At 37.0% G+C, this 19,471-nt stretch carries 21 protein-coding genes and 1 riboswitch; of the genes, 20 read left to right on the top strand and 1 reads right to left on the bottom strand.

The window, feature by feature from the left end; genetic code table 11:
- Positions 1–372 precede the first annotated feature (372 nt).
- Positions 373–1,137: a (S)-acetoin forming diacetyl reductase gene (locus LIZ08_RS04700; protein ID WP_049515143.1), complete on the top strand. Its 765-nt coding sequence runs from the start codon at positions 373–375 to the stop codon at positions 1,135–1,137.
- Between the two features lie 49 nt (positions 1,138–1,186).
- On the opposite strand, the gene LIZ08_RS04705 is transcribed toward LIZ08_RS04700, so the two are convergent.
- Positions 1,187–1,606, bottom strand: coding sequence for an SP_0198 family lipoprotein (locus LIZ08_RS04705; protein ID WP_227038373.1), 420 nt, complete (start codon positions 1,604–1,606; stop codon positions 1,187–1,189).
- On the opposite strand from LIZ08_RS04705, the gene LIZ08_RS04710 reads away from it, so the two are divergent.
- The 19 genes from LIZ08_RS04710 to LIZ08_RS04800 all read left to right on the top strand — a co-directional run bounded on the left by LIZ08_RS04710 (position 1,584) and on the right by LIZ08_RS04800 (position 19,387).
- The gene (locus tag LIZ08_RS04710) at positions 1,584–1,757 is read left to right on the top strand and encodes a hypothetical protein (protein WP_227038374.1); all 174 of its coding nucleotides are present in this window, start codon (positions 1,584–1,586) and stop codon (positions 1,755–1,757) included. The genes LIZ08_RS04705 and LIZ08_RS04710 overlap by 23 nt on opposite strands.
- Before the next feature lie 169 nt (positions 1,758–1,926).
- Complete coding sequence (locus LIZ08_RS04715) at positions 1,927–3,246, top strand: haloacid dehalogenase-like hydrolase (protein ID WP_227038375.1); 1,320 nt, start codon at positions 1,927–1,929, stop codon at positions 3,244–3,246.
- A 9-nt stretch (positions 3,247–3,255) separates the two neighbouring features.
- On the top strand, positions 3,256–3,690 hold the full coding sequence (locus LIZ08_RS04720) for a EutP/PduV family microcompartment system protein (protein WP_003006866.1): 435 nt from the start codon (positions 3,256–3,258) through the stop codon (positions 3,688–3,690).
- A gap of 50 nt (positions 3,691–3,740) precedes the next feature.
- Entirely contained in the window at positions 3,741–4,826 is a 1,086-nt protein-coding gene (cobD, locus tag LIZ08_RS04725; RefSeq protein ID WP_227038376.1) for a threonine-phosphate decarboxylase CobD, read from the top strand.
- A complete protein-coding gene (locus LIZ08_RS04730; protein ID WP_227038377.1) occupies positions 4,823–5,698 on the top strand; it encodes a kinase in 876 nt (291 codons plus the stop codon). Before cobD ends, LIZ08_RS04730 begins: the two co-directional genes overlap by 4 nt.
- Positions 5,691–6,755: a nicotinate-nucleotide--dimethylbenzimidazole phosphoribosyltransferase gene (cobT, locus tag LIZ08_RS04735; RefSeq protein WP_227038378.1), complete on the top strand. Its 1,065-nt coding sequence runs from the start codon at positions 5,691–5,693 to the stop codon at positions 6,753–6,755. Before LIZ08_RS04730 ends, cobT begins: the two co-directional genes overlap by 8 nt.
- A 21-nt stretch (positions 6,756–6,776) precedes the next feature.
- Positions 6,777–7,379 carry a cob(I)yrinic acid a,c-diamide adenosyltransferase gene (locus LIZ08_RS04740; RefSeq protein ID WP_227038379.1) on the top strand — a complete coding sequence of 201 codons (603 nt, stop codon included), beginning with the start codon at positions 6,777–6,779 and terminating at the stop codon, positions 7,377–7,379.
- Between the two features lie 299 nt (positions 7,380–7,678).
- A riboswitch (adenosylcobalamin (AdoCbl) riboswitch) is annotated at positions 7,679–7,824 on the bottom strand.
- A gap of 276 nt (positions 7,825–8,100) precedes the next feature.
- The gene (locus tag LIZ08_RS04745; RefSeq protein ID WP_003006876.1) at positions 8,101–9,243 is read left to right on the top strand and encodes a 1-propanol dehydrogenase PduQ; all 1,143 of its coding nucleotides are present in this window, start codon (positions 8,101–8,103) and stop codon (positions 9,241–9,243) included.
- 469 nt (positions 9,244–9,712) lie between these two features.
- The gene (locus LIZ08_RS04750) at positions 9,713–10,057 is read left to right on the top strand and encodes a BMC domain-containing protein (RefSeq protein ID WP_003006878.1); all 345 of its coding nucleotides are present in this window, start codon (positions 9,713–9,715) and stop codon (positions 10,055–10,057) included.
- A 22-nt stretch (positions 10,058–10,079) separates the two neighbouring features.
- Entirely contained in the window at positions 10,080–10,658 is a 579-nt protein-coding gene (locus LIZ08_RS04755; protein ID WP_037607841.1) for an ANTAR domain-containing response regulator, read from the top strand.
- Positions 10,645–12,081 (top strand): sensor histidine kinase, encoded by a 1,437-nt coding sequence (locus LIZ08_RS04760; RefSeq protein ID WP_227038380.1) that lies wholly within the window; start codon positions 10,645–10,647, stop codon positions 12,079–12,081. The genes LIZ08_RS04755 and LIZ08_RS04760 overlap by 14 nt, the downstream gene beginning before the upstream one ends.
- Positions 12,082–12,189: 108 nt before the next feature.
- Positions 12,190–13,620 carry an ethanolamine ammonia-lyase reactivating factor EutA gene (eutA, locus tag LIZ08_RS04765; protein WP_049472790.1) on the top strand — a complete coding sequence of 477 codons (1,431 nt, stop codon included), beginning with the start codon at positions 12,190–12,192 and terminating at the stop codon, positions 13,618–13,620.
- 26 nt (positions 13,621–13,646) lie between these two features.
- Positions 13,647–15,017 carry an ethanolamine ammonia-lyase subunit EutB gene (locus tag LIZ08_RS04770; protein ID WP_049472791.1) on the top strand — a complete coding sequence of 457 codons (1,371 nt, stop codon included), beginning with the start codon at positions 13,647–13,649 and terminating at the stop codon, positions 15,015–15,017.
- Between the two features lie 16 nt (positions 15,018–15,033).
- Positions 15,034–15,957 (top strand): ethanolamine ammonia-lyase subunit EutC, encoded by a 924-nt coding sequence (gene eutC / locus LIZ08_RS04775; RefSeq protein WP_227038381.1) that lies wholly within the window; start codon positions 15,034–15,036, stop codon positions 15,955–15,957.
- Positions 15,958–15,973: 16 nt separating this feature from the next.
- Positions 15,974–16,627, top strand: coding sequence for an ethanolamine utilization microcompartment protein EutL (gene eutL, locus LIZ08_RS04780; protein WP_003006890.1), 654 nt, complete (start codon positions 15,974–15,976; stop codon positions 16,625–16,627).
- 14 nt (positions 16,628–16,641) lie between these two features.
- Positions 16,642–17,262 (top strand): BMC domain-containing protein, encoded by a 621-nt coding sequence (locus tag LIZ08_RS04785; protein WP_227038382.1) that lies wholly within the window; start codon positions 16,642–16,644, stop codon positions 17,260–17,262.
- An 11-nt stretch (positions 17,263–17,273) separates the two neighbouring features.
- On the top strand, positions 17,274–18,758 hold the full coding sequence (locus LIZ08_RS04790) for an acetaldehyde dehydrogenase (acetylating) (protein WP_227038383.1): 1,485 nt from the start codon (positions 17,274–17,276) through the stop codon (positions 18,756–18,758).
- A 31-nt stretch (positions 18,759–18,789) separates the two neighbouring features.
- Positions 18,790–19,077, top strand: coding sequence for a BMC domain-containing protein (locus LIZ08_RS04795; protein WP_227038384.1), 288 nt, complete (start codon positions 18,790–18,792; stop codon positions 19,075–19,077).
- 28 nt (positions 19,078–19,105) lie between these two features.
- Positions 19,106–19,387, top strand: coding sequence for a BMC domain-containing protein (locus tag LIZ08_RS04800; protein ID WP_006596190.1), 282 nt, complete (start codon positions 19,106–19,108; stop codon positions 19,385–19,387).
- The last annotated feature ends 84 nt before the right edge of the window (positions 19,388–19,471 follow it).

Below are 19,471 nucleotides of genomic sequence, written 5' to 3' on the forward strand. Positions count from 1 at the left end.
TGATGAAATCAGCGTAGTAGAGCCCACTCAACCACTGCGTCTTGCTCGACAATCCCAAAACAATTAAGAGGCTAGGACTTTTGTCCCAATCTCTTTTTATGTAGCTTTTACAGAATAGAATAGTGATCCGTTGTGGGTAAAAGCTATACTCTATCTCATGGTTTAGTTCATTTATCACTAAATAAAAATATCATATAAATAAACTTTTTTTAAAAAATAACAGGCCAGAGTTTGACACTTTTTTCACAAAGGAGTATACTGTTAGCATAGTTTTGGAAGGAACTGATGATAGATTCACCCAAAACTAGTTGTCAACCCTTGCTGTTCTTTTATGAACGTTTGCTGGTATCGTTGATACCAAGGAGGAATCATATGTCTAAAGTAGCTATTGTCACAGGTGCTGGTCAAGGAATCGGTTTTGCAATCGCAAAACGTTTGGTGCAAGATGGCTTCAAGGTCGGAGTATTGGACTACAATGCTGAAACAGCTGAAAAAGCAGTTGCTGAGTTATCAGCAGATCATGCTTTTGCAGTCGTAGCTGATGTGTCTAAACAAGAAGAAGTGGCTGCAGCTTTCCAAAAGGTTGTTGACCATTTTGGAGATTTGAATGTTGTCGTAAACAATGCAGGTGTTGCGCCAACTACACCACTTGATACAATTACTGAAGAACAATTTACACGTACATTTGCTATTAATGTTGGTGGTGTGATTTGGGGTGCACAAGCGGCTCAAGCTCAGTTCAAAGCACTAGGTCATGGCGGAAAAATCATCAATGCAACTTCACAAGCAGGTGTTGTAGGTAACCCTAACTTGACTGTCTATGGTGGTACTAAATTTGCAGTTCGTGGGATCACTCAAACTTTGGCACGTGACTTGGCTGATTCAGGAATCACTGTCAATGCGTATGCACCAGGTATCGTTAAGACTCCAATGATGTTTGACATTGCTCATGAAGTAGGTAAGAACGCGGGCAAAGACGACGAATGGGGTATGCAAACATTCGCTAAAGATATCACTTTGAAACGTCTTTCAGAACCAGAAGATGTAGCAGCAGCGGTCAGCTTCCTTGCTGGACCTGATTCAAACTACATCACAGGACAAACCATTATCGTAGATGGTGGGATGCAGTTCCATTAAGATAATAAATAGAGGTTGGGATCAACATCCTAACCTCTTATTTTTTATGCTATTTCGTTAATACAATGGTATCAGAAGGATCGCGATCGTCATCTTCAATAGTGAGTTGGTTACCTTCTAGTTTATAATATTTGAGATCATCCCCCACAGTGAGAGTATGGTTGTCAGCGTGAACGGTTACAGGTTTGCTTTCTTTCTCGCCATCCTTTTCAACCTCTTCCCATGTGCCCGTCGTACCAGAGAGGATCAGAGTAATCTGGTCATTTTCATCAGTCCCTTTGTATGTACCGTCTAGATTATCAGCTTGGCTAGCCGTTTGTGAACCTTTAGAGCTTGAAGTACTCGAAGAAACCTTTTGGGGACTAGCAGAGCTTGCAGGTGTTTGAGCTGTCTGGTTCGAGCAGGCTGCTAAAAGACCAAGAATTGCCAGTGAGGCAAGAGAAAGTGTGAATTTATTGGACAATGTCATCGGCTTGTCTCCTTTCTTTGATCATCCAAATATAGCAGAGGATAGAGGAGAAAACAATGAAAATGATTTTTCAGAAAAGGGATTGAATTCATCAGATAGCATGAAAAATTCTCTTGATTTAGTTTCTTACAATATGAAAATTTTAAGTTGACAAAAAAATGTAACCGTTTTCGATTGACATTCTATCAGCTAATTAGTATAATGGGTGTGGAATAATATAAAAGGCAATGAGGCCTATGATTGCAATGGCGCAACCGTTTCAAATCATAGGTTCTTTGTTGCCTTTTTTCTAATTAAAAATTTTTTTTGGAGGTTTTCTTATGAAGAAACATCGTCTCTTTTTAGTTTGTGGTCTAGCCTTATTTATGGTTGGTTGTCAGGCTTCTCAGTCGTCTAAAACAACTGAGTCTAGTAAAGCTAGTCAGGAAACAAGCGTGAAGAAAGAAGATCAAGTCCTTGAACGTGGTCAATGGGAGGACAAACTATATAAGAAATTAAGTAATGTCATTAAAGAAAATGGCAAGTCTAGTTCAAAATATAATGAATCAGCAAAACCATATGCTGTCTTTGACTGGGATAACACAACCGTAATCAACGATATCGGTGAAGCGACCTTCACTTATCAGATTGAAAATTTAGAATTTAAGATGACGCCAGAAGAGTTGGATAAGGCGATTCGTACAAATATTCCAGAAGACAACTTCACAGAAGATCACAATAACAAGGAAGGAAACCCTGTTAATATTGATAAGATCGCCAAAGACATTGTTTCTGATTACACTGTGATTTATAATGAGTACAAAGGCTTCAAAGGTTCTAAGAGCCTCGAAGAAGTAAAACAATTAGACGAATATAAAGATTTCAGTGCTAAATTACGTTATCTTTACGAAGCAATTGGTGGAACTTTCAGCTCAGATATTTCTTATCCTTGGGTAACTTACTTGTTTACTGGTATGACATCTAAAGAAGTTCAAGCTGTATCGGAAAAATCAATTGAACGTGCCTTAAAAGAAGATTTAGTTTATGAAACTTGGGTGAGCTCAGAAAGCTTGAAGGGTGAAGCTGGTCAAGTGGAAATCAAATTTAAACGTGGTGTTCGCGCAGTAAAAGAGATGCAAAATCTTTATAAGACTCTACAAGATAACGGCATTGATGTTTATGTTGTCTCTGCTTCCTTCCGTGATGTCATTGTTCCTTTTGCTACTCTGGATAAATTCGGTTATAATATTACTGAAGACCATGTTTATGGAATGGAACTCGTTAAAAATGATTCTGGTGTCATTCAATCAGAATACAATAACGATTACTTCCAAACACAAGGTGAAGGAAAAACAAAAACAATCAAGAAGTTCATTGCAGATAAACACGAGAACCAAGATCCTATTCTAATTGCTGGAGATAGTAATGGGGACTATGCAATGTTGAAAGATTTTGAAGGATTACAGATGGGAATCATCTTTAACCTATTACGGGATCCATCAAAAGGAATTGGCTTACTTTCACAGACTGCAGTAGATACATATGATAGCAAAGATGCCAAATACTTCCTACAAGGTCGTGATGAAAACAAGGGTGTTTTAGTCAAGAGCCGTGAAACAATTAAGTTAGGAACGGATGAGGCACAATTAATTAAAAAATAGGGGAGATTTATGAAGAAAATCATGTTTGTTGGTTCAGTGGGAGTGGGTAAAACAACGCTAACCCAACGATTAAAAGGATTAGATATTGAGTATTTTAAAACGCAGGCTGTTCAATTTCACGATAGTATTATTGATACGCCAGGTGAATTTTTACAACACAGACGCTATTACAATGCGTTAACAGTGACTGCAGCAGAAGCTGAAATCATTGGACTCTTAATCGCAGGAAATTCAACCATGCAAACTTTTCCTCAAGGATTTTCTTCATTATTCAACCAAGATGTGATCGGAATCATTAGCAAAATTGATTTGGTAGACTCTGAGGAGCAATTAGAATTCGCGCGCAAGCAGTTGTTAGATGCGGGTGTGAAACGGATTTTTGAAATTTCTTCAACAGAGAATACTGGAATCGATGCTTTAAAGGACTTTCTTGAGAGTGAGTAAACATGATATAATCTAAAAGGACTACTTTATCTTTCAAGAAGGAGATGTGTATGATTGTTGAACACGGAGGGAATGGACGTCTATTAGCTGAAAAAAATGGGAACTCTTCTGAAAAGTGGATTGATTTTAGTGCCAATATCAATCCGCTTGGAGTTTCTACAAGCCTCCGCCAAGTCTTAGTGGACAGTATTGATAGAATTACGGAATATCCGGATATCACCAACCAATATGAAAAGGATTTGCTGAGGGAGCATCATGGAAATCAAGATCTAGAAATCCTTTTGTCAAATGGTGCCGTGGGGTTATTTTATGAACTAGCTCAGACCTTAAAACCCGAGAGGTTACTGATTTTAAGTCCCACCTTCATGGAATATGAAAAGGCTTTTTATCAAGAGGGGACCGAGATTCTATATCATCGTTTAACAGCTCCTCATTTTGATTGGACGGTGGGAGAGCTTCAAGCAGCTATAGAAGATCTGGAACCAGGTGATGTTGTCTTATTGTGCAATCCCAACAATCCGACTGGAACCCTTGCTCCAGTTGGTTACTTGCTAGAAATCGCGAAAAAATTGCTGGAACGGAATATTCATTTTATTCTAGACGAAGCCTTTATTGACTTTTTAGTAAATGAGGAAGAGTATAGTTTCGTTCCATATCTAAGTGATTTTGAAAATACGATTGTCGTTCGCTCTCTGACGAAGTTTTATGCTATTCCAGGATTACGCTTAGGCTATGCCCTTGGGATTCATCCATGCCTAACAAATATTAATGAACGTCGGGCTCCATGGACCATTAATGCATTGGCTCTTCAAGCTTTGCCTGTGATTTTAAAGGATCGAGATTATCAAGAACAAACTCTAAAATGGCTACAGGAGGAAAAAGACTTCCTGTATCAGTCTTTGGGAGCTTTTTCTGCCTTAACTGTCCTAAAACCAAGTGTCAATTATATCTTTTTTAAATATACGGGTTCCAAGGATTTACGTGAAGAATTATGGCGCTATAACATTTTTATCCGCTCCTGTTCTAACTATCACAATTTAAGTAGCGATTACTACCGCATTGCGATTCGTAGTAGACAAGAGAATAGCTGTTTATTAACTGCTCTGGAAGCGATTCTTGGAGGAAAAGAAGAGTGAAGGGAACAATGATAGCATCTTGCCCAGGATCTTGCGGAGAATTGTTCCAGTGTGTTGTAGATGGTCATGAATTTTTGATGTCTTATGGCATTGAAAAGAAAAGTCAAGTAGTGATTGGCCCTCAAGCAGGTCAAGTAGGAGAAGTGTTGCGGCCTAAAATGCTGCAAGTTTTGAATGAACTAACGGATCAGATAGATTTCGACTTCTCATTTCAAACAGATATTCCCATTGGAAAGGGATATTCTAGTAGTACAGCGGATATGCTCTCGATCTTAGGAGCTTATTCTGCCTATAAGCATAAAGAAGTGTCAGTGTCTCTCCTAACGAGTCTCTGTTCAAAGATTGAACCAAGTGATTCAGTAGGATTTTCAGACTGGACCGTGATGAATCCGCTGAATGGTGAGATTAAATGGCGGACAAAATGGAAACCGAATCTTTATGTGTACATTCTAGAGCCAGATCAAATCGTCGATACAACGAGTTTCATAAGAATGACAGATAGTCCTTTGTATCCTGCTGAGCAGTCAGAGAAATTGCTGACTGATTTCCAAACGGCTTGTGATACGCAAAATGTCAAGCGATTAGGCCAGGTGGCGACTATAAGTGCTTTGTTGAATAACAAACGGCTGCCCAAACCCTATTTAGAAGATATTATAGAAATTACAACAGAATTAGGTTTACTAGGAGTTAATGTTGCTCATAGTGGTAGCATTGTTGGTATTCTGCTGACCCAAGATCAGCTCCTTCACTTGTATAAGTTAGAAGAACGACTGTCCCAACATCCTCTGGCAAGCTATTATTCTATAAGGAATCTAAGCAGAATTATATATGATGGGCTAAAAGTGAAGAAGGTGGAGGAGATCTTTGGATAGGCAAGAAGAATTAAATCACATCCTAAAAAATATTGTCCCAATTGACGCTAAAGCATTAGAAGAGGGAAAAAGCTATTGTGATCGCTTAGCAAAACCTCTTGGTGCATTAGGTAAAATGGAAAAAATGTATGCCAAGCTATATGCGATGTTTCCTAACAAAATCCAGCTATCAAAAAAAATCGTCATGATCTATGTAGCGGATAATGGAATTTGTGAAGAAGGAATTTCCTCAAATCCTATCGAAACAACCTTTATTGTTGCCAATAATATCAGAAATGGTAAAGCAGGGGTTTCTAATATTGCAGAACATGCTGGGGCTGATATTTGTGTCATTGATATTGGTTGTAAGCGTCAAATTTATTCTGATAACCCGGACCATGTGTTACATGGAACTCGCAATATGCTAAAAGAAGCTGCCATGATTCGAGAGCAAGCCATTGAAGCCATTTTAGTTGGGTATAGAAGAACAGTTGAAAAGATCAATCAGGGCTATACCTTATTTGGAACAGGAGAGATGGGGGTTGGAAATACCACAACTTCCGCAGCAGTTATTGCTGCCACTTTGGGAATTCCTGCCCAAAAGGTAACAGGATACGGAGCGGGAGTGACTGAAGATATGAAGGCTCATAAAACAGCTGTCATTCAAGAAGCGGTAACCAATCACGCTCCCTATAGTGATATTATCGATCTCGTCTCTAAAGTTGGTGGCCTAGACATGTTGGGGATGGTTGGCACCTATTTAGCTTGTGCCCAGTACCAACTTCCTTGTGTCATTGATGGGTTGATTTCTTTGACAGGACTCTTAATTGCTTCACAGTTAAAGAAAGAAGTGGTTGACTATTGCTTCCCATCCCATTGTTCTACAGAACCAGGCTATCAAATTGTTTCGGATTATTTAGGCTTATCCCCGATGCTTCAGATGGATATGCGCTTAGGGGAAGGATCAGGTTGTCCTTTAGCTTTCTTTTTAATGGAAAGTTCCGTGTACACGATAGAGCGTATGCCGACTTTTGAGGAGGGAAAACTGGACCGGGATGACTACGTCGACATTAGATAAAGAGTTATAAAGGAGGAAAATATGCAACTATATACAAAGACTGGAGATAAAGGTCTTACAAAATTAGTAGGTGGCCAAAGCGTTGCAAAAGATTCAGATCGTGTCAATGCTTATGGTACCGTAGATGAATTAAACACTTGGGTCGGTTATACAATTAGTAAAATGGATCCAGATGATGAATTGAGAGACGAATTGTATCAGTTACAGAATTATCTGTTTGATTGTGGTTCTGATTTGTCTACTCCTCATGGTGTATACCCATATAAAGTAGATGAAAGCCTCGTTAAATGGATTGAAGAACGAATTGATACTTATGCGGATATCCCACCAGCTCTGGAAAGATTTATTTTACCTGGTGGTGATGAAATTGCTTCAATGATTCATGTGGCAAGAACCATTGCGCGTCGTGCAGAACGACATATTGTCGCGACCATGTGGACAAATGAAATTAATAATCAAGTTTTAATTTTTGTGAATCGTTTATCTGACTATTTCTTTGCTCTTGCAAGAGTGATTAATTATCGAAAACACTGTGAGGATATTCCTTATGAAAGAGGAGCAAAAGTGTTTCACAATATTACAAAAGCAGATGTGGAGCGTTGGGCAAAGAAAAATAATAACTAGAATAAAAGCACTACCTCTAATAAAAAAATAGGGGCAGTGTTTTTTTATCTATGTCATAACTTTTTGATTAGAGGTGATAAGAAAAAAACCTCGTCTTCCCTAAAGGGAAGGACAAGGTTAGAATTCGAAAGCCAGATGTACAACAGTGTACAAATTTCGTGCTAAGCTTCATTGGTTAACAGTAGCTTTCCAAATATTGACTCTGCTTCTTTGCAGATGATGGGAACCCCATCCTTAGAAAATGATACGTACTCATACGTAGAGTCAATAGGGGAAAGCACTATTTTGGTGTATTTCCTAACTGACATCACCACCTTACATCGAGGCGTGAAATCTACTAAAATTTAAGAATAAAGACCTGACTTAAAGCTAAGCTTATCACAGTGGCGGGACCGTGTTGGATTTTCACCAAACTTCCATACTCTTAAAAGTACCAAAATCATTTCTAGTAATTTAATGATAGCACGATCTAGAAGAATCTGCAAGTATTATGATCAAAAAAAAAATATATGTTTTTTCTTTTGCGTTGTAAGCGTTTTTATGTTATACTTTTTGTAAAGTACAAGGACGTACAATTTTAAGCAATGAAGCTATATGAAATATGCCAAAATTTATACTATTTGGTAGTGTTTCATGTGGCTTCTTTTTATGTTGTTTTAAGAGTTTCAAATGATAAAGGGGGTAAAATAAAATAAGAAACTCTGATAAGAAAGGAGAAAGAATGTATAATATTTACTACAAAACTAAAATTTTTGTCGGCAAAGGTGCTTTGGCCCAATTAGAAAACTATCATAACAAAACCATATTGGTTGTTGCTGATCCGTTTTTAAAAGAATCTGGACAGTTAGATAAAATTCTTGATTATTTAGACGCTAGTAACGATATCATAACCTTTACTGATATTGTTCCAGATCCTCCTATTGATGTTATTGTGGCAGGGATTCACGCGACTGAAGGGAAATCAATCGATATTGTCTTATCTGTCGGTGGGGGATCTGCAATTGATGCATCTAAAGCAATGTATTACTTTGCGAAGAAACAAGGGATTTTTACTGATGTGGAATTGATCTCTATCCCAACTACTAGCGGAACAGGTTCTGAAGTGACAAGTTTCGCAGTTATTACTGATGCTGAGAAAGGACAAAAGTATCCGATCGTAGATTGGGATATTCTACCGGATATCGCTATATTAGATTCCAATTTGGTGGAAACACTACCAGCTAATATTACAGCAGATACTGGTATGGATGTATTAACACATGCGATTGAGGCCTATGTTTCAAATAAAGCAACTGATTTTTCTGATGCTTTGGCTGAAAAAGCTATCAAATTAGTATTTGAATACTTGCCTCGTGCATACAAAAATGGACATGATTTAGAAGCACGTGAAAAAATGCATGTAGCCTCTACTTTGGCAGGAATGGCCTTCAACTCAGCTTCATTGGGGATTAATCATAGTATCGCCCATGCAGCTGGAGCTAAATTCCATATTCCTCATGGACGACTTAATAGCATCTTAATGCCACATATTATCCAGTATAATGCGAATGTGGCAACGACCGGTACCCGTGCTGGTAATTTGAATAAAGAAACTGCTGAAAGATATCAACAGATTGCTCGTTTATTAGGGTTGAGTGCTTCTACACCTATTCTAGGTGTAAGACAATTAGTGGATGCTGTTCGAAAACTTCAAAAGAAATTAGATCATCCGACTTCTTTAAGATCTTACGGAGTGGGAGTGGATGATTTTAATGCTCATAAACGTGAGATTGCAGAAGCTGCTTTATTGGATAAGTGTACGATTACAAATCCGAGAGTCCCTACAGTTGAAGAATTATTGAAGGTTTTAGAACAAGCTTTCTAAAAAAGTCATTTTAAATTAACAAAAATAAAGTATAAAGTCTTATTAATATAGTAGAAATGAATCTGCTAGTGAAAATTAAAATAGACATGTGAGTTCAGATTTTTTTATGAATATATGTATAATAAAAGTTCACATGATTAATTGTAATTTTTAAATTTATTTTGTTTAATATAGGCTTACTTTTATAATTTTTTAAAAGCACTAATAAGTTGTCTTGTATTGGTTTTGCATAGTACATAATTAGATATTAATGGTTCTATATTTTATAATCAATTATTTCAAATAGTTAAATTAACATACAAAAAATTAAAAGGATTAAAAAAATTTCCCTCAAATTTAAGATCTTTAATTTGACACTGTTATGTAATAATTTAATTAATAAATTTTATTGAAAGCGAATACTAAATATAGTATAATCAAATTATTTAGAATTATATTTATTGTAAAACCAATCCAGAGGTGATAATAAATGTCAGAAAAACAAAGAATGATTCAGGAATACGTTCCTGGTAAACAAGTCACATTAGCACATTTAATTGCTAGTCCTGATCCTGTTATTTTTGAAAAATTGGGGTTACAGACTGATTTTCGTGATGCTATTGGGATATTGACCATCACTCCAAGTGAGGCTGCAATTATTGCTGTGGATATAGCTACTAAAGCAGCTGGTGTACAGATTGGTTTTGTGGATCGATTTAGCGGATCTGTTGTAATGACAGGGGATGTTGCGTCAGTAGATGCATCACTCCACGCAGTATTAAATGGTTTAGAAGAGATTCTAGGCTTTTCAAGTACAGTTGTAACAAGAACATAATTTCATATGAGGGATGGAGTTTATGAAAGGCAGAATACTAATTTGTGATGATGATCCGATTATTCGCTTAGATATCAAACAAATTTTAGAACAGTCAGATTATGAAGTGGCTGCAGAAGCAAGTGATGGTTTTGAAGCTATTGAACTTTGTCAAAAACACTTTTTCGATCTAGTGATAATGGATATTAAATTACCGTTATTAGATGGTTTATCAGCAGGTAAAAAAATATTAGATGATGAATTAGCATACGGTGTGATAATTCTTTCTGCTTATAATGATGACCATTATATCAAAAAAGCAAGTTTAACTGGTGCTAGTGCTTACTTGGTAAAACCGTTGGATGCAAAGTCTTTAATTCCTACAATAGCAGTTTGTATAGAGAAAGGACGGCAACAGCAATTACTTTCGAAGGAATTAATTAAAATTAGTAAGAAGCTCGATGATCGAATTGTTTTAGAAAAGGCTAAAGGACTTTTGATGACGAGAGATAATCTTACGGAACCAGAGGCTTTTAAACAGATTCGGACAATCAGTATGCAAAAGCGTGTTCCAATGATTGAAATTGCAAAGTTGCTGTTATTGAATAATGAAGTACAATAATCAGATAAAGAAATTTTGCGAGGATAAAACAGATCTTAATGAAGCAGATATTGATTATTTGATTCGACAATCAGAGGCAGTTTTATCAAGCAAAGAGTTTATGGATAAGGACGTCTTCATTGATGTAAAAAATATTTATTCTGATCATGCAATTGTCGTTTTTCATAGAAAGCCTCATACAAAGGAGAGCTTGTATGAAAAAACAGTTGTTGGGCAGTCTGCCTTTTTAGAAAATGAACCTGGGGTTCTTCGTACACTTCAAACAGGTGTTCCTTCTGTGGGTCTTCGAGGACAATCGCAAGAAGGAGTTGCAATTGAACAGACTGTTTTTCCAATTATCAGAGGAAAAAAAGTAATTGCTACTTTAATCGTTGAAAGTGATTTTTCAGATAGTTTCTCATCAAGTTTTTCTCTCCAGCATTCGAAAGGTGACCATTCTTATATTTTTCAAGCACCTTCTGAATCAATCCGGGAAGAAGAGGTATCATTATTAGATTATGTAGAAGATGCAGTATTAGTATTTGATCGAGGAGGATTTTTACTACATTGCAATCAATCAGCGGTTGTCTTATATCGAAGTAAGTTGGGTTACTTAGAAAGTATACAAGGAATGCATTATGATAATCTCTCTTTAGATGGAACAATTTTTTCTGAATTAGTAGAGGATAATTTTTCAAATAGTAATAAAACAGTTAAGTACGGAAAACATTATTTTCAAGTGAAGTGTTATCCCAATGCTCGCAATCATCAAACGATTATTACTATAAAAGATACCAGTGAACTACGGGAAAAAGACAAAGAAATCCAAGAGAGTTTGATTGCTTCTCGAGAAATTAATCACCGAGTTAAAAATCATCTTCAAACCATTATTTCTTTATTGCGATTGCAAGGAGCACAGGTTAAAGAGTTTGGTACAAAAGTTGCTTTTGAAGACTGTATAAACAGAATTTTCTCGATAGCTGCTACCTATGAACTTCTTTCTAATCAAGAAAATGAAAAAATAGATTTGAAGTCTTTGGTTGAAATTGTTTCATCAAATCTTCAACGCTGTTTTGCAGAAAAATCAGAAATTCAATTAAAATTAAAATTATGTGATGATATTTACTTGGATCATAATAGAGCATCGTCACTGGCATTGGTAATAAATGAATTATTACAAAATGCTTATGAGCATGCTTTTTCCAATAAAAAATATCAAAAAAATAAAAAAAATCAATGTATTCGTTTGCAAATGACGAAAAATGATGATATAATACGTATACAAGTAATTGATAATGGTAGCGGTTACAATGTCGAAGCCGTGGGTCAAGAGCATCTTGGCTTAATACTTGTTCAAAGATTTGTAGAGAGTAAATTATCCGGAAGACTAGTCACGACCTCAAACAATGAGGGAACGCAAGTTAAGATAATTTTTAAAGTGTAAATAATTCTAGACTAACAATGAAGTCAGTCGAAAAGCAATGACGCTTAAAGGATGCAAGAAACCGATGTTTCAGTGCATTCTTTAAGCGTCTTTTTTTGGAGGTTTCCTATGTCGGATAAAATTTTGAGTGTTGGGTTAGATCTTGGAACTGCAACTACTCAATTGGTCCTATCTGAACTTACAATTGAAAATATTGCTTCTGTATTTACAATCCCAAGAGTATATATAACGGATAAAAAAGTCCTTTATAAAAGTAAAATTATTTTTACACCAATTTCACATCAGTCTTTGATAGAAGTTGATAAGATAAAAGATTTTGTTATCCAAGAATATCAAAAAGCTGGGATTGAAAAGCAAGATATTCAGATGGGGGCAGTAATTATTACCGGTGAAACAGCTAGAAAAGAAAATGCCAGCCAAGTTTTGCAGGCGTTGAGCGGTTACGCTGGGGACTTTGTAGTTGCTACTGCGGGGCCAGATCTAGAGAGTATTATCGCAGGCAAGGGAGCGTGTGCACACCAATATTCTCAAGAACACCATACTTCCGTTGTAAATATTGATATTGGAGGTGGAACTTCAAACTTCGCTGCATTTCGCGAAGGAGATGTAATTGATACAGGTTGTTTTGATATTGGCGGTCGTTTGATCAAGATTGATCCTAATACACTTAAAATACATTATATTTCACCGAAACTACAAGAAATTATAAAACAAGAAAATTTAAGACTGTTTTTGGATGAAATTGTAAATAGGGATGAATTGAATAAATTAATCCAAATTTTAGTGAGAGTTTTAGAAAAGGCAGTTGGGCTTGAAGTGGATGCTCCATATTACGAGTTTTTACAAACCAACCATGGATTGCGACTCGATTATGAATTGAAATGTGTTTCATTTTCCGGAGGAGTAGCCGATGCTATTTATCAAGATTCTGCTACTAATGATTTTGCCTACGGTGATATTGGTATCATATTGGGACGTGCTATTCGTCAATCAAAGATTTTTGAACAAAAGAGAGTGATTGAATCAGCCGAAACAATTCGAGCAACAGTCGTAGGTGCTGGAAGTCATACAACAGAGGTAAGCGGAAGCACCATCACTTATATTTCTAAAACTTTACCGATTAGAAATATACCTGTTTTGAAATTAGCGAAGGACGACGAGCTAGAGAGTTGTGAAAAATTAACAGAAATCATTCATGATAAATTAGAATGGTTTACCTTAGAAAATGAAGTTCAACAGGTTGCTTTAGCAATTAATGGTGAAAAAAGTCCAAGTTTTGTTAGAGTACAAGAATATGCAAGCGCTATCATAAAAGGAATGGGAGAAAGTATTCGAAAGAACATTCCATTACTTGTAGTTGTTAGAGAAGATATGGCTAAGGTTTTAGGGCAATGTTTGTTTGCTGAATTACCAAAAGATTATCCGTTTGTATGTATTGACTCAGTTGATGTCCAAAATGGTGACTACATCGATATAGGTAATCCAGTGATAGAGGGATCGGTCTTGCCGGTCGTTGTTAAAACGTTAGTTTTTAATTAAGAAATTATTAAAGGAGGAGACTTTAAATGATTTTAAAAACAAAATTATTTGGAAGAGTCTATGAATTCAAATCAGTAAAAGAAGTTCTAGCTAAAGCCAATGAATACAAGTCGGGTGACCAACTTGCTGGGGTGGCGGCTGAATCTTCTGAAGAACGTGTAGCAGCTAAGGTGGTTTTATCACAATTAAAACTATCAGATTTGTTTAACAATCCTGTTGTTCCATACGAAGAGGACGAAGTAACTCGCATTATTATTGATGATGTAAACCTTCGAACTTATGAAAAGATTAAAAATTGGACTGTTTCTGAACTTCGTGAGTGGATTTTAGATAACAACCACCAAAATGTTGATATTCAATGGCTTTCTCGTGGATTGACCTCAGAAATGGTTGCAGCGGTTGCTAAGTTGATGACAAACTTAGACTTGATTGTTGCAGCAAATAAGATTGTCATTACAAAACGCGCTAATACAACCATTGGTATGCCGGGAACATTCTCTTCTCGTTTGCAACCAAACCACACTACAGATGATCCTGATGGAATTATGGCCTCTACAATGGAAGGTTTTGCTTATGGATGTGGGGATGCTCTGTTAGGGTTGAACCCAGTTGATGATTCTGTAGAGAGTACAAAACGAATTCTTCATAAGTTTAATGATTTTATCGAAGAGTATAAGATTCCAACACAACACTGTGTGCTAGCTCACGTTACAACTCAGATTGAAGCAATGAACCAAGGAGCTCCAACTGGATTGGTATTCCAGTCTATCGCAGGTTCTGAAAAAGGGAATGCGGCATTCGGTTTTGATGCAAAAGTTCTGCAGGAAGCTAAAGATACAGCTCATAAAGTTGGTACTGCAGCTGGTCCAAACGTGATGTACTTTGAAACTGGTCAAGGGTCTGAGTTGTCATCAGATGCTCACCATGGTGCTGACCAGGTAACGATGGAAGCACGTTGTTATGGTTTTGCGAAACGTTTTGATCCATTCTTGGTTAACACAGTAGTTGGATTCATCGGTCCGGAATATTTGTATGATTCAAAACAAGTTATTCGTGCTGGTTTGGAAGATCACTTCATGGGCAAACTGACCGGTATTTCCATGGGTTGTGACATTTGCTACACGAACCATATGAAAGCCGATCAAAATGACGCTGAAAATCTATTGGTTCTTCTTGGAGCAGCTAATGTTAACTACATCATGGCAATTCCTCATGGTGATGATATCATGTTGAACTATCAAACTACTGGTTATCATGAAACTGCTACGATGCGTGATCTATTGAACAAACGTCCAATCAAAGAATTTGAAGAGTGGATGGAAAAAATGGGATTGATGAAGGATGGACATCTTACTGAAATCGGTGGAGACGGATCTATCTTTATGAAACAAAATTAGTAAGGAGGTATTGACAGTGAATGAACAAGATTTAAAAGAAATGATTCGTTCTTTGTTAAGCGAAATGGATACGGATACTGTTACAGAGTTAAAAAAGGAAGAGCAAACACAAAGCTCTGAATTTAAGTCTCTTGAAAAGAATGGTGTTCAACCTGATAAAGAAGAAACGACTATTGAAGATGGAATTATTCCAGATATAACAGAAGTGGATATTCAGGAACAGTTTTTAGTTCCAAATGCAATTAACGAAGAAGCTTATCGTAAAATTAAAAAATTCACACCAGCTCGTTTGGGATTATGGAGAGCAGGAAACCGTTATAAGACTGAGACAGTTCTTCGTTTCCGTGCAGACCATGCTGCAGCTCAAGATGCGGTATTCTCAGATGTTTCAGATGATTTTGTTAAAGAAATGGGATTCATTCCTGTTCAAACAAAAGCATCAACGAAAGATGAATACTTAACTCGTCCGGACTATGGTCGTGTATTCCCAGAAGATCAACAGAAAATCATTAAAGAATCTTGTAAACCAAATCCAAAAGTACAAATCGTTGTTGGTGATGGTTTGAGTTCATCAGCGATTGAAGCAAACGTAAGAGATTTCTTACCAGCCTTAAAACAAGGTTTGAAAATGTTTGGTCTGGATTTTAATGAAGTTCTTTTCATCAAACATGCTCGGGTAGCTGCAATGGACCAAATTGCTGAACTTACAGGAGCTGAAGTTATCTGTATGCTAGTTGGAGAACGTCCTGGTTTGGTGACAGCTGAATCGATGAGTGCATATATGGCTTATAAACCAACAGTTGGGATGCCAGAATCACGTCGTACAGTAGTATCAAACATTCATAAAGGTGGAACTCCTGCAGTTGAAGCTGGAGCCTACGTGGCTGAAATTATTAAGAAGATTCTTGATAATAAGAAGTCAGGGGTAGAATTAAAATAGAAATGGGGTTTAGATTTTGAAAAATGATAGACTTGGCGCTAACGTATTAAGTGCATTATTAATTCCTAATGTAGATGCTGGGTTAGCAGCATCATTGGAACTTAAACCACATCATAGAAGTTTGGGAATTGTTACCTCTGACTGTGATGATGTAACCTATGTTGCTTTGGATGAAGCGACAAAAGCAGCTGATGTTGAAGTTGTTTATGCTCGTAGTATGTATGCTGGAGCTGGGAATGCTTCTACTAAGTTAGCTGGTGAAGTTATCGGTATTTTGGCAGGTCCAAATCCGGAAGAAGTTCGTAGTGGTTTAGATGTTGTAGTTTATGAAATTGAAAACGGAGCTAGTTTCTATAGTGCAAATGATGACGACAGCATCCCATATTTTGCTCATTGCATTTCAAGAGCAGGTAGTTATCTTTCAGAAGGTGCAAACGCAGAAGAAGGAACAGCCATTGCTTATTTAATTGCTCCTCCTGCAGAAGCTATGGTAGCTCTGGATGCAGCTTTAAAAGCTGCTGATGTATCGGTTGGTGCATTTTATGGACCACCAAGTGAAACAAACTTTGCAGGTGGATTATTGATTGGCTCTCAATCTGCATGTCGTGCAGCATGTGATGCATTTGCCCAAACTGTTCAAAGTATTGCAGATAATCCAAAGAGTTATTAAGATGAGGTGTGCTTATGGCAGAAAAAGCACTTGGATTAATTGAAGTACGAGGTTTTCTTGGGGCGGTCGTAGTTGCCGATGCTGCACTGAAAGCTGCCAACGTCTCACTATTGAATGTAGAAACTGTTAAGTCAGGGTTAAATACGGTTCAATTGGTTGGAGATGTTAGTGCAGTAAGATCAGCAGTGGAAGCTGCAGTTGAGATTGCACAAGATCAACCATACTATCTTCATAGTCACGTGATTGCACGATTAGACTCGCAAACTGATTCGATCCTCCTTCCAATTCAAAAGGAAGTGAATAAAGATGTGTCCAAAGCTGAAACTTCTTCATCTTTAGAAGAGAGTGTTTTAGAAGTGATTGATTTGATAGATGTACCTGAAGTTAATCCACAACCTTTAATATCAGATAATGAAACAGCTTTTGTTGAAGATGTCATTTCTGATGTTATAGTTGAAGAAGAGGTTCTAACAGAAGGACAACAGAAATATTCTGAGGAAGAATTAAATAAATTCAAAGTTGTTGAATTAAGAAGTATTGCTTATCGGGAAGATAAAATCGATCTATCTAAGAAAGAAATTAAATTTGCGAACAAACAATTACTAATTCAAGCTTTACTGAAATTGAAATCATAGGAGAAAGTTGAATGTATATTGAAGATAAAGATCTTTTATCTATACAAGAAGTTCGCCATTTGATTCAACGAGCTAAAGTTGCACAACAAAAACTAGCATTGATGAGTCAGGAACAAATCGATACGATTGTAAAAGTTGTAGCTAAAGCTTGTTATGATCAAAGAGAACGTTTAGCCAAAATGGCCGCAGAAGAAACTGGATTTGGGAAGTGGCAAGATAAAGTTTTAAAAAATGCCCTTGCCTCAAAAGGTATTCTTGAAGAAATCAAGGATATGCGTACAGTTGGTATTTTGAACGAAGATAAAGAGAACAAAGTTATTGAAGTTGGTGTTCCAGTTGGTGTGGTTGCCGGATTAATCCCTTCAACCAATCCAACTTCAACAGTCATGTATAAAGCGCTTATCGCTTTAAAAGGTGGAAACAGTATTGTTTTCTCTCCACACCCACATGCTGCAAAATGTATCAATGAAACTGTTGATATAATTAAAAAAGCTGCAGTTTCAGCAGGTTGTCCCGAAGGTGCAATCGGAGTTATTCAACGAGTTTCTATTGAAGCGACCAATGAATTGATGAAACACAAAGATACAAACTTGATCTTGGCAACTGGTGGGAATGCAATGGTAAAAGCTGCTTATTCATCAGGAACACCTGCCATTGGGGTAGGTCCTGGTAATGGTCCAGCCTTTATAGAAAAAACTGCAGATATCCCTAAAGCAGTTCGTCAAATTCTCGATTCAAAAACTTTTGATAATGGTGTTATCTGTGCTTCTGAACAATCAATCATTGTAGAAGAAGAAACAAAAGATAAGGTTGTTGAAGAGTTTAAACGTCAAGGTGCTTACTTCGTTCCAAAAGAAGATGCTAAGAAACTTGGTTCCTTCATTATTCTACCTAGTGGAGCAATGAATCCAAAAATGGTAGGTAAAACACCTCAAGTGATCGCTAAACTAGCTGGAATTTCTGTTCCAGATGATGCCCGTGTCTTGATTGCTGACGGTGAAGGAGTTGGAAAACAATATCCTTATTCTATGGAAAAACTAGCTCCTGTCCTTGGTTTCTATACTGTTAAAAATTGGGAAGAAGCATGTGAGTTGAGTATTCGAATTCTTCATCATGAAGGAGCTGGACACACATTAGCTATCCACACCCAAGATGAAAGTATCGTTCGAGAATTTGCCTTAAGAAAACCTGTTTCAAGACTTTTGGTCAATACTCCTGCTGCTTTAGGAGGAGTTGGTGCTACAACAGGTTTGTTCCCAGCCTTTACTTTAGGTTGTGGAGCTGTAGGTGGAAGCGCAACATCTGATAATGTCAGCCCGTTGAATTTGATTAATATTCGCCGTGTCGCTTATGGTACTGAAGAATTGTCAGATTTGAGAAAGGCTGAAAATCAAGAAAATCTTGACTGTCAACGCTGTGAAGTTGATAAGCAAGTAGATGAAGAACAATTAGTTGATCTGCTTGTTCAACGTGTGTTATCAAAATTAACTAAATAACTTATTCATTTCATAATTGGAGGAAATTAAAATGGCAAACGCAAACGCATTAGGAATGGTTGAAACAAAAGGCTTAGTAGCTGCTATCGAAGCAGCAGATGCTATGGTAAAAGCAGCAAACGTTACATTGATTGGTAAACAACAAGTTGGTGCCGGATTGGTAACTGTAATGGTTCGTGGTGACGTAGGTGCGGTTAAAGCTGCAACAGATGCAGGTGCAGCAGCAGCCGAAAATGTAGGTGAATTGATTTCAATTCACGTGATCCCACGTCCACACTCTGAAGTAGAAGTTATTCTACCACATCCATCAGCTGAATAATTAGATTTTATAATAGGAGGAAAAGAATATGTCAAACGCAAACGCATTAGGAATGGTTGAAACAAAAGGTTTAGTAGGTGCTATCGAAGCAGCAGATGCTATGGTAAAAGCAGCAAATGTTACATTGATTGGTAAACAACAAGTTGGTGCTGGATTGGTAACTGTAATGGTTCGTGGTGATGTAGGTGCAGTTAAAGCTGCAACAGATGCAGGTGCAGCAGCAGCCGAAAATGTAGGTGAATTAATTTCAGTGCATGTCATCCCACGTCCACATTCTGAAGTAGAAGTTATCCTACCTCATAAAGAGTAGATTTTAATAATTTCTCAGGCAGGTAATCAGCAATTAATGTTTTGATAGGAATAAGCATTTTGATGTAAAGAATATTCATTCATG

Origin of the sequence: Streptococcus sp. 210928-DFI.4.42 (genome assembly GCF_020554365.1) — a bacterium.
In the GTDB taxonomy this organism is placed as follows: Bacteria; Bacillota; Bacilli; order Lactobacillales; family Streptococcaceae; genus Streptococcus; species Streptococcus parasanguinis_S.

Coding starts and splice junctions, on each gene's coding strand:
- LIZ08_RS04700 (WP_049515143.1), top strand. CDS start 373: ATGTCTAAAGTAGCTATTGTCACAGGTGCTGGTCAAGGAATCGGTTTT.
- LIZ08_RS04705 (WP_227038373.1), bottom strand. CDS start 1,606: ATGACATTGTCCAATAAATTCACACTTTCTCTTGCCTCACTGGCAATT.
- LIZ08_RS04715 (WP_227038375.1), top strand. CDS start 1,927: ATGAAGAAACATCGTCTCTTTTTAGTTTGTGGTCTAGCCTTATTTATG.
- LIZ08_RS04720 (WP_003006866.1), top strand. CDS start 3,256: ATGAAGAAAATCATGTTTGTTGGTTCAGTGGGAGTGGGTAAAACAACG.
- cobD (WP_227038376.1), top strand. CDS start 3,741: ATGATTGTTGAACACGGAGGGAATGGACGTCTATTAGCTGAAAAAAAT.
- LIZ08_RS04740 (WP_227038379.1), top strand. CDS start 6,777: ATGCAACTATATACAAAGACTGGAGATAAAGGTCTTACAAAATTAGTA.
- LIZ08_RS04745 (WP_003006876.1), top strand. CDS start 8,101: ATGTATAATATTTACTACAAAACTAAAATTTTTGTCGGCAAAGGTGCT.
- LIZ08_RS04750 (WP_003006878.1), top strand. CDS start 9,713: ATGTCAGAAAAACAAAGAATGATTCAGGAATACGTTCCTGGTAAACAA.
- LIZ08_RS04755 (WP_037607841.1), top strand. CDS start 10,080: ATGAAAGGCAGAATACTAATTTGTGATGATGATCCGATTATTCGCTTA.
- LIZ08_RS04760 (WP_227038380.1), top strand. CDS start 10,645: ATGAAGTACAATAATCAGATAAAGAAATTTTGCGAGGATAAAACAGAT.
- eutA (WP_049472790.1), top strand. CDS start 12,190: ATGTCGGATAAAATTTTGAGTGTTGGGTTAGATCTTGGAACTGCAACT.
- LIZ08_RS04770 (WP_049472791.1), top strand. CDS start 13,647: ATGATTTTAAAAACAAAATTATTTGGAAGAGTCTATGAATTCAAATCA.
- LIZ08_RS04785 (WP_227038382.1), top strand. CDS start 16,642: ATGGCAGAAAAAGCACTTGGATTAATTGAAGTACGAGGTTTTCTTGGG.
- LIZ08_RS04790 (WP_227038383.1), top strand. CDS start 17,274: ATGTATATTGAAGATAAAGATCTTTTATCTATACAAGAAGTTCGCCAT.
- LIZ08_RS04795 (WP_227038384.1), top strand. CDS start 18,790: ATGGCAAACGCAAACGCATTAGGAATGGTTGAAACAAAAGGCTTAGTA.
- LIZ08_RS04800 (WP_006596190.1), top strand. CDS start 19,106: ATGTCAAACGCAAACGCATTAGGAATGGTTGAAACAAAAGGTTTAGTA.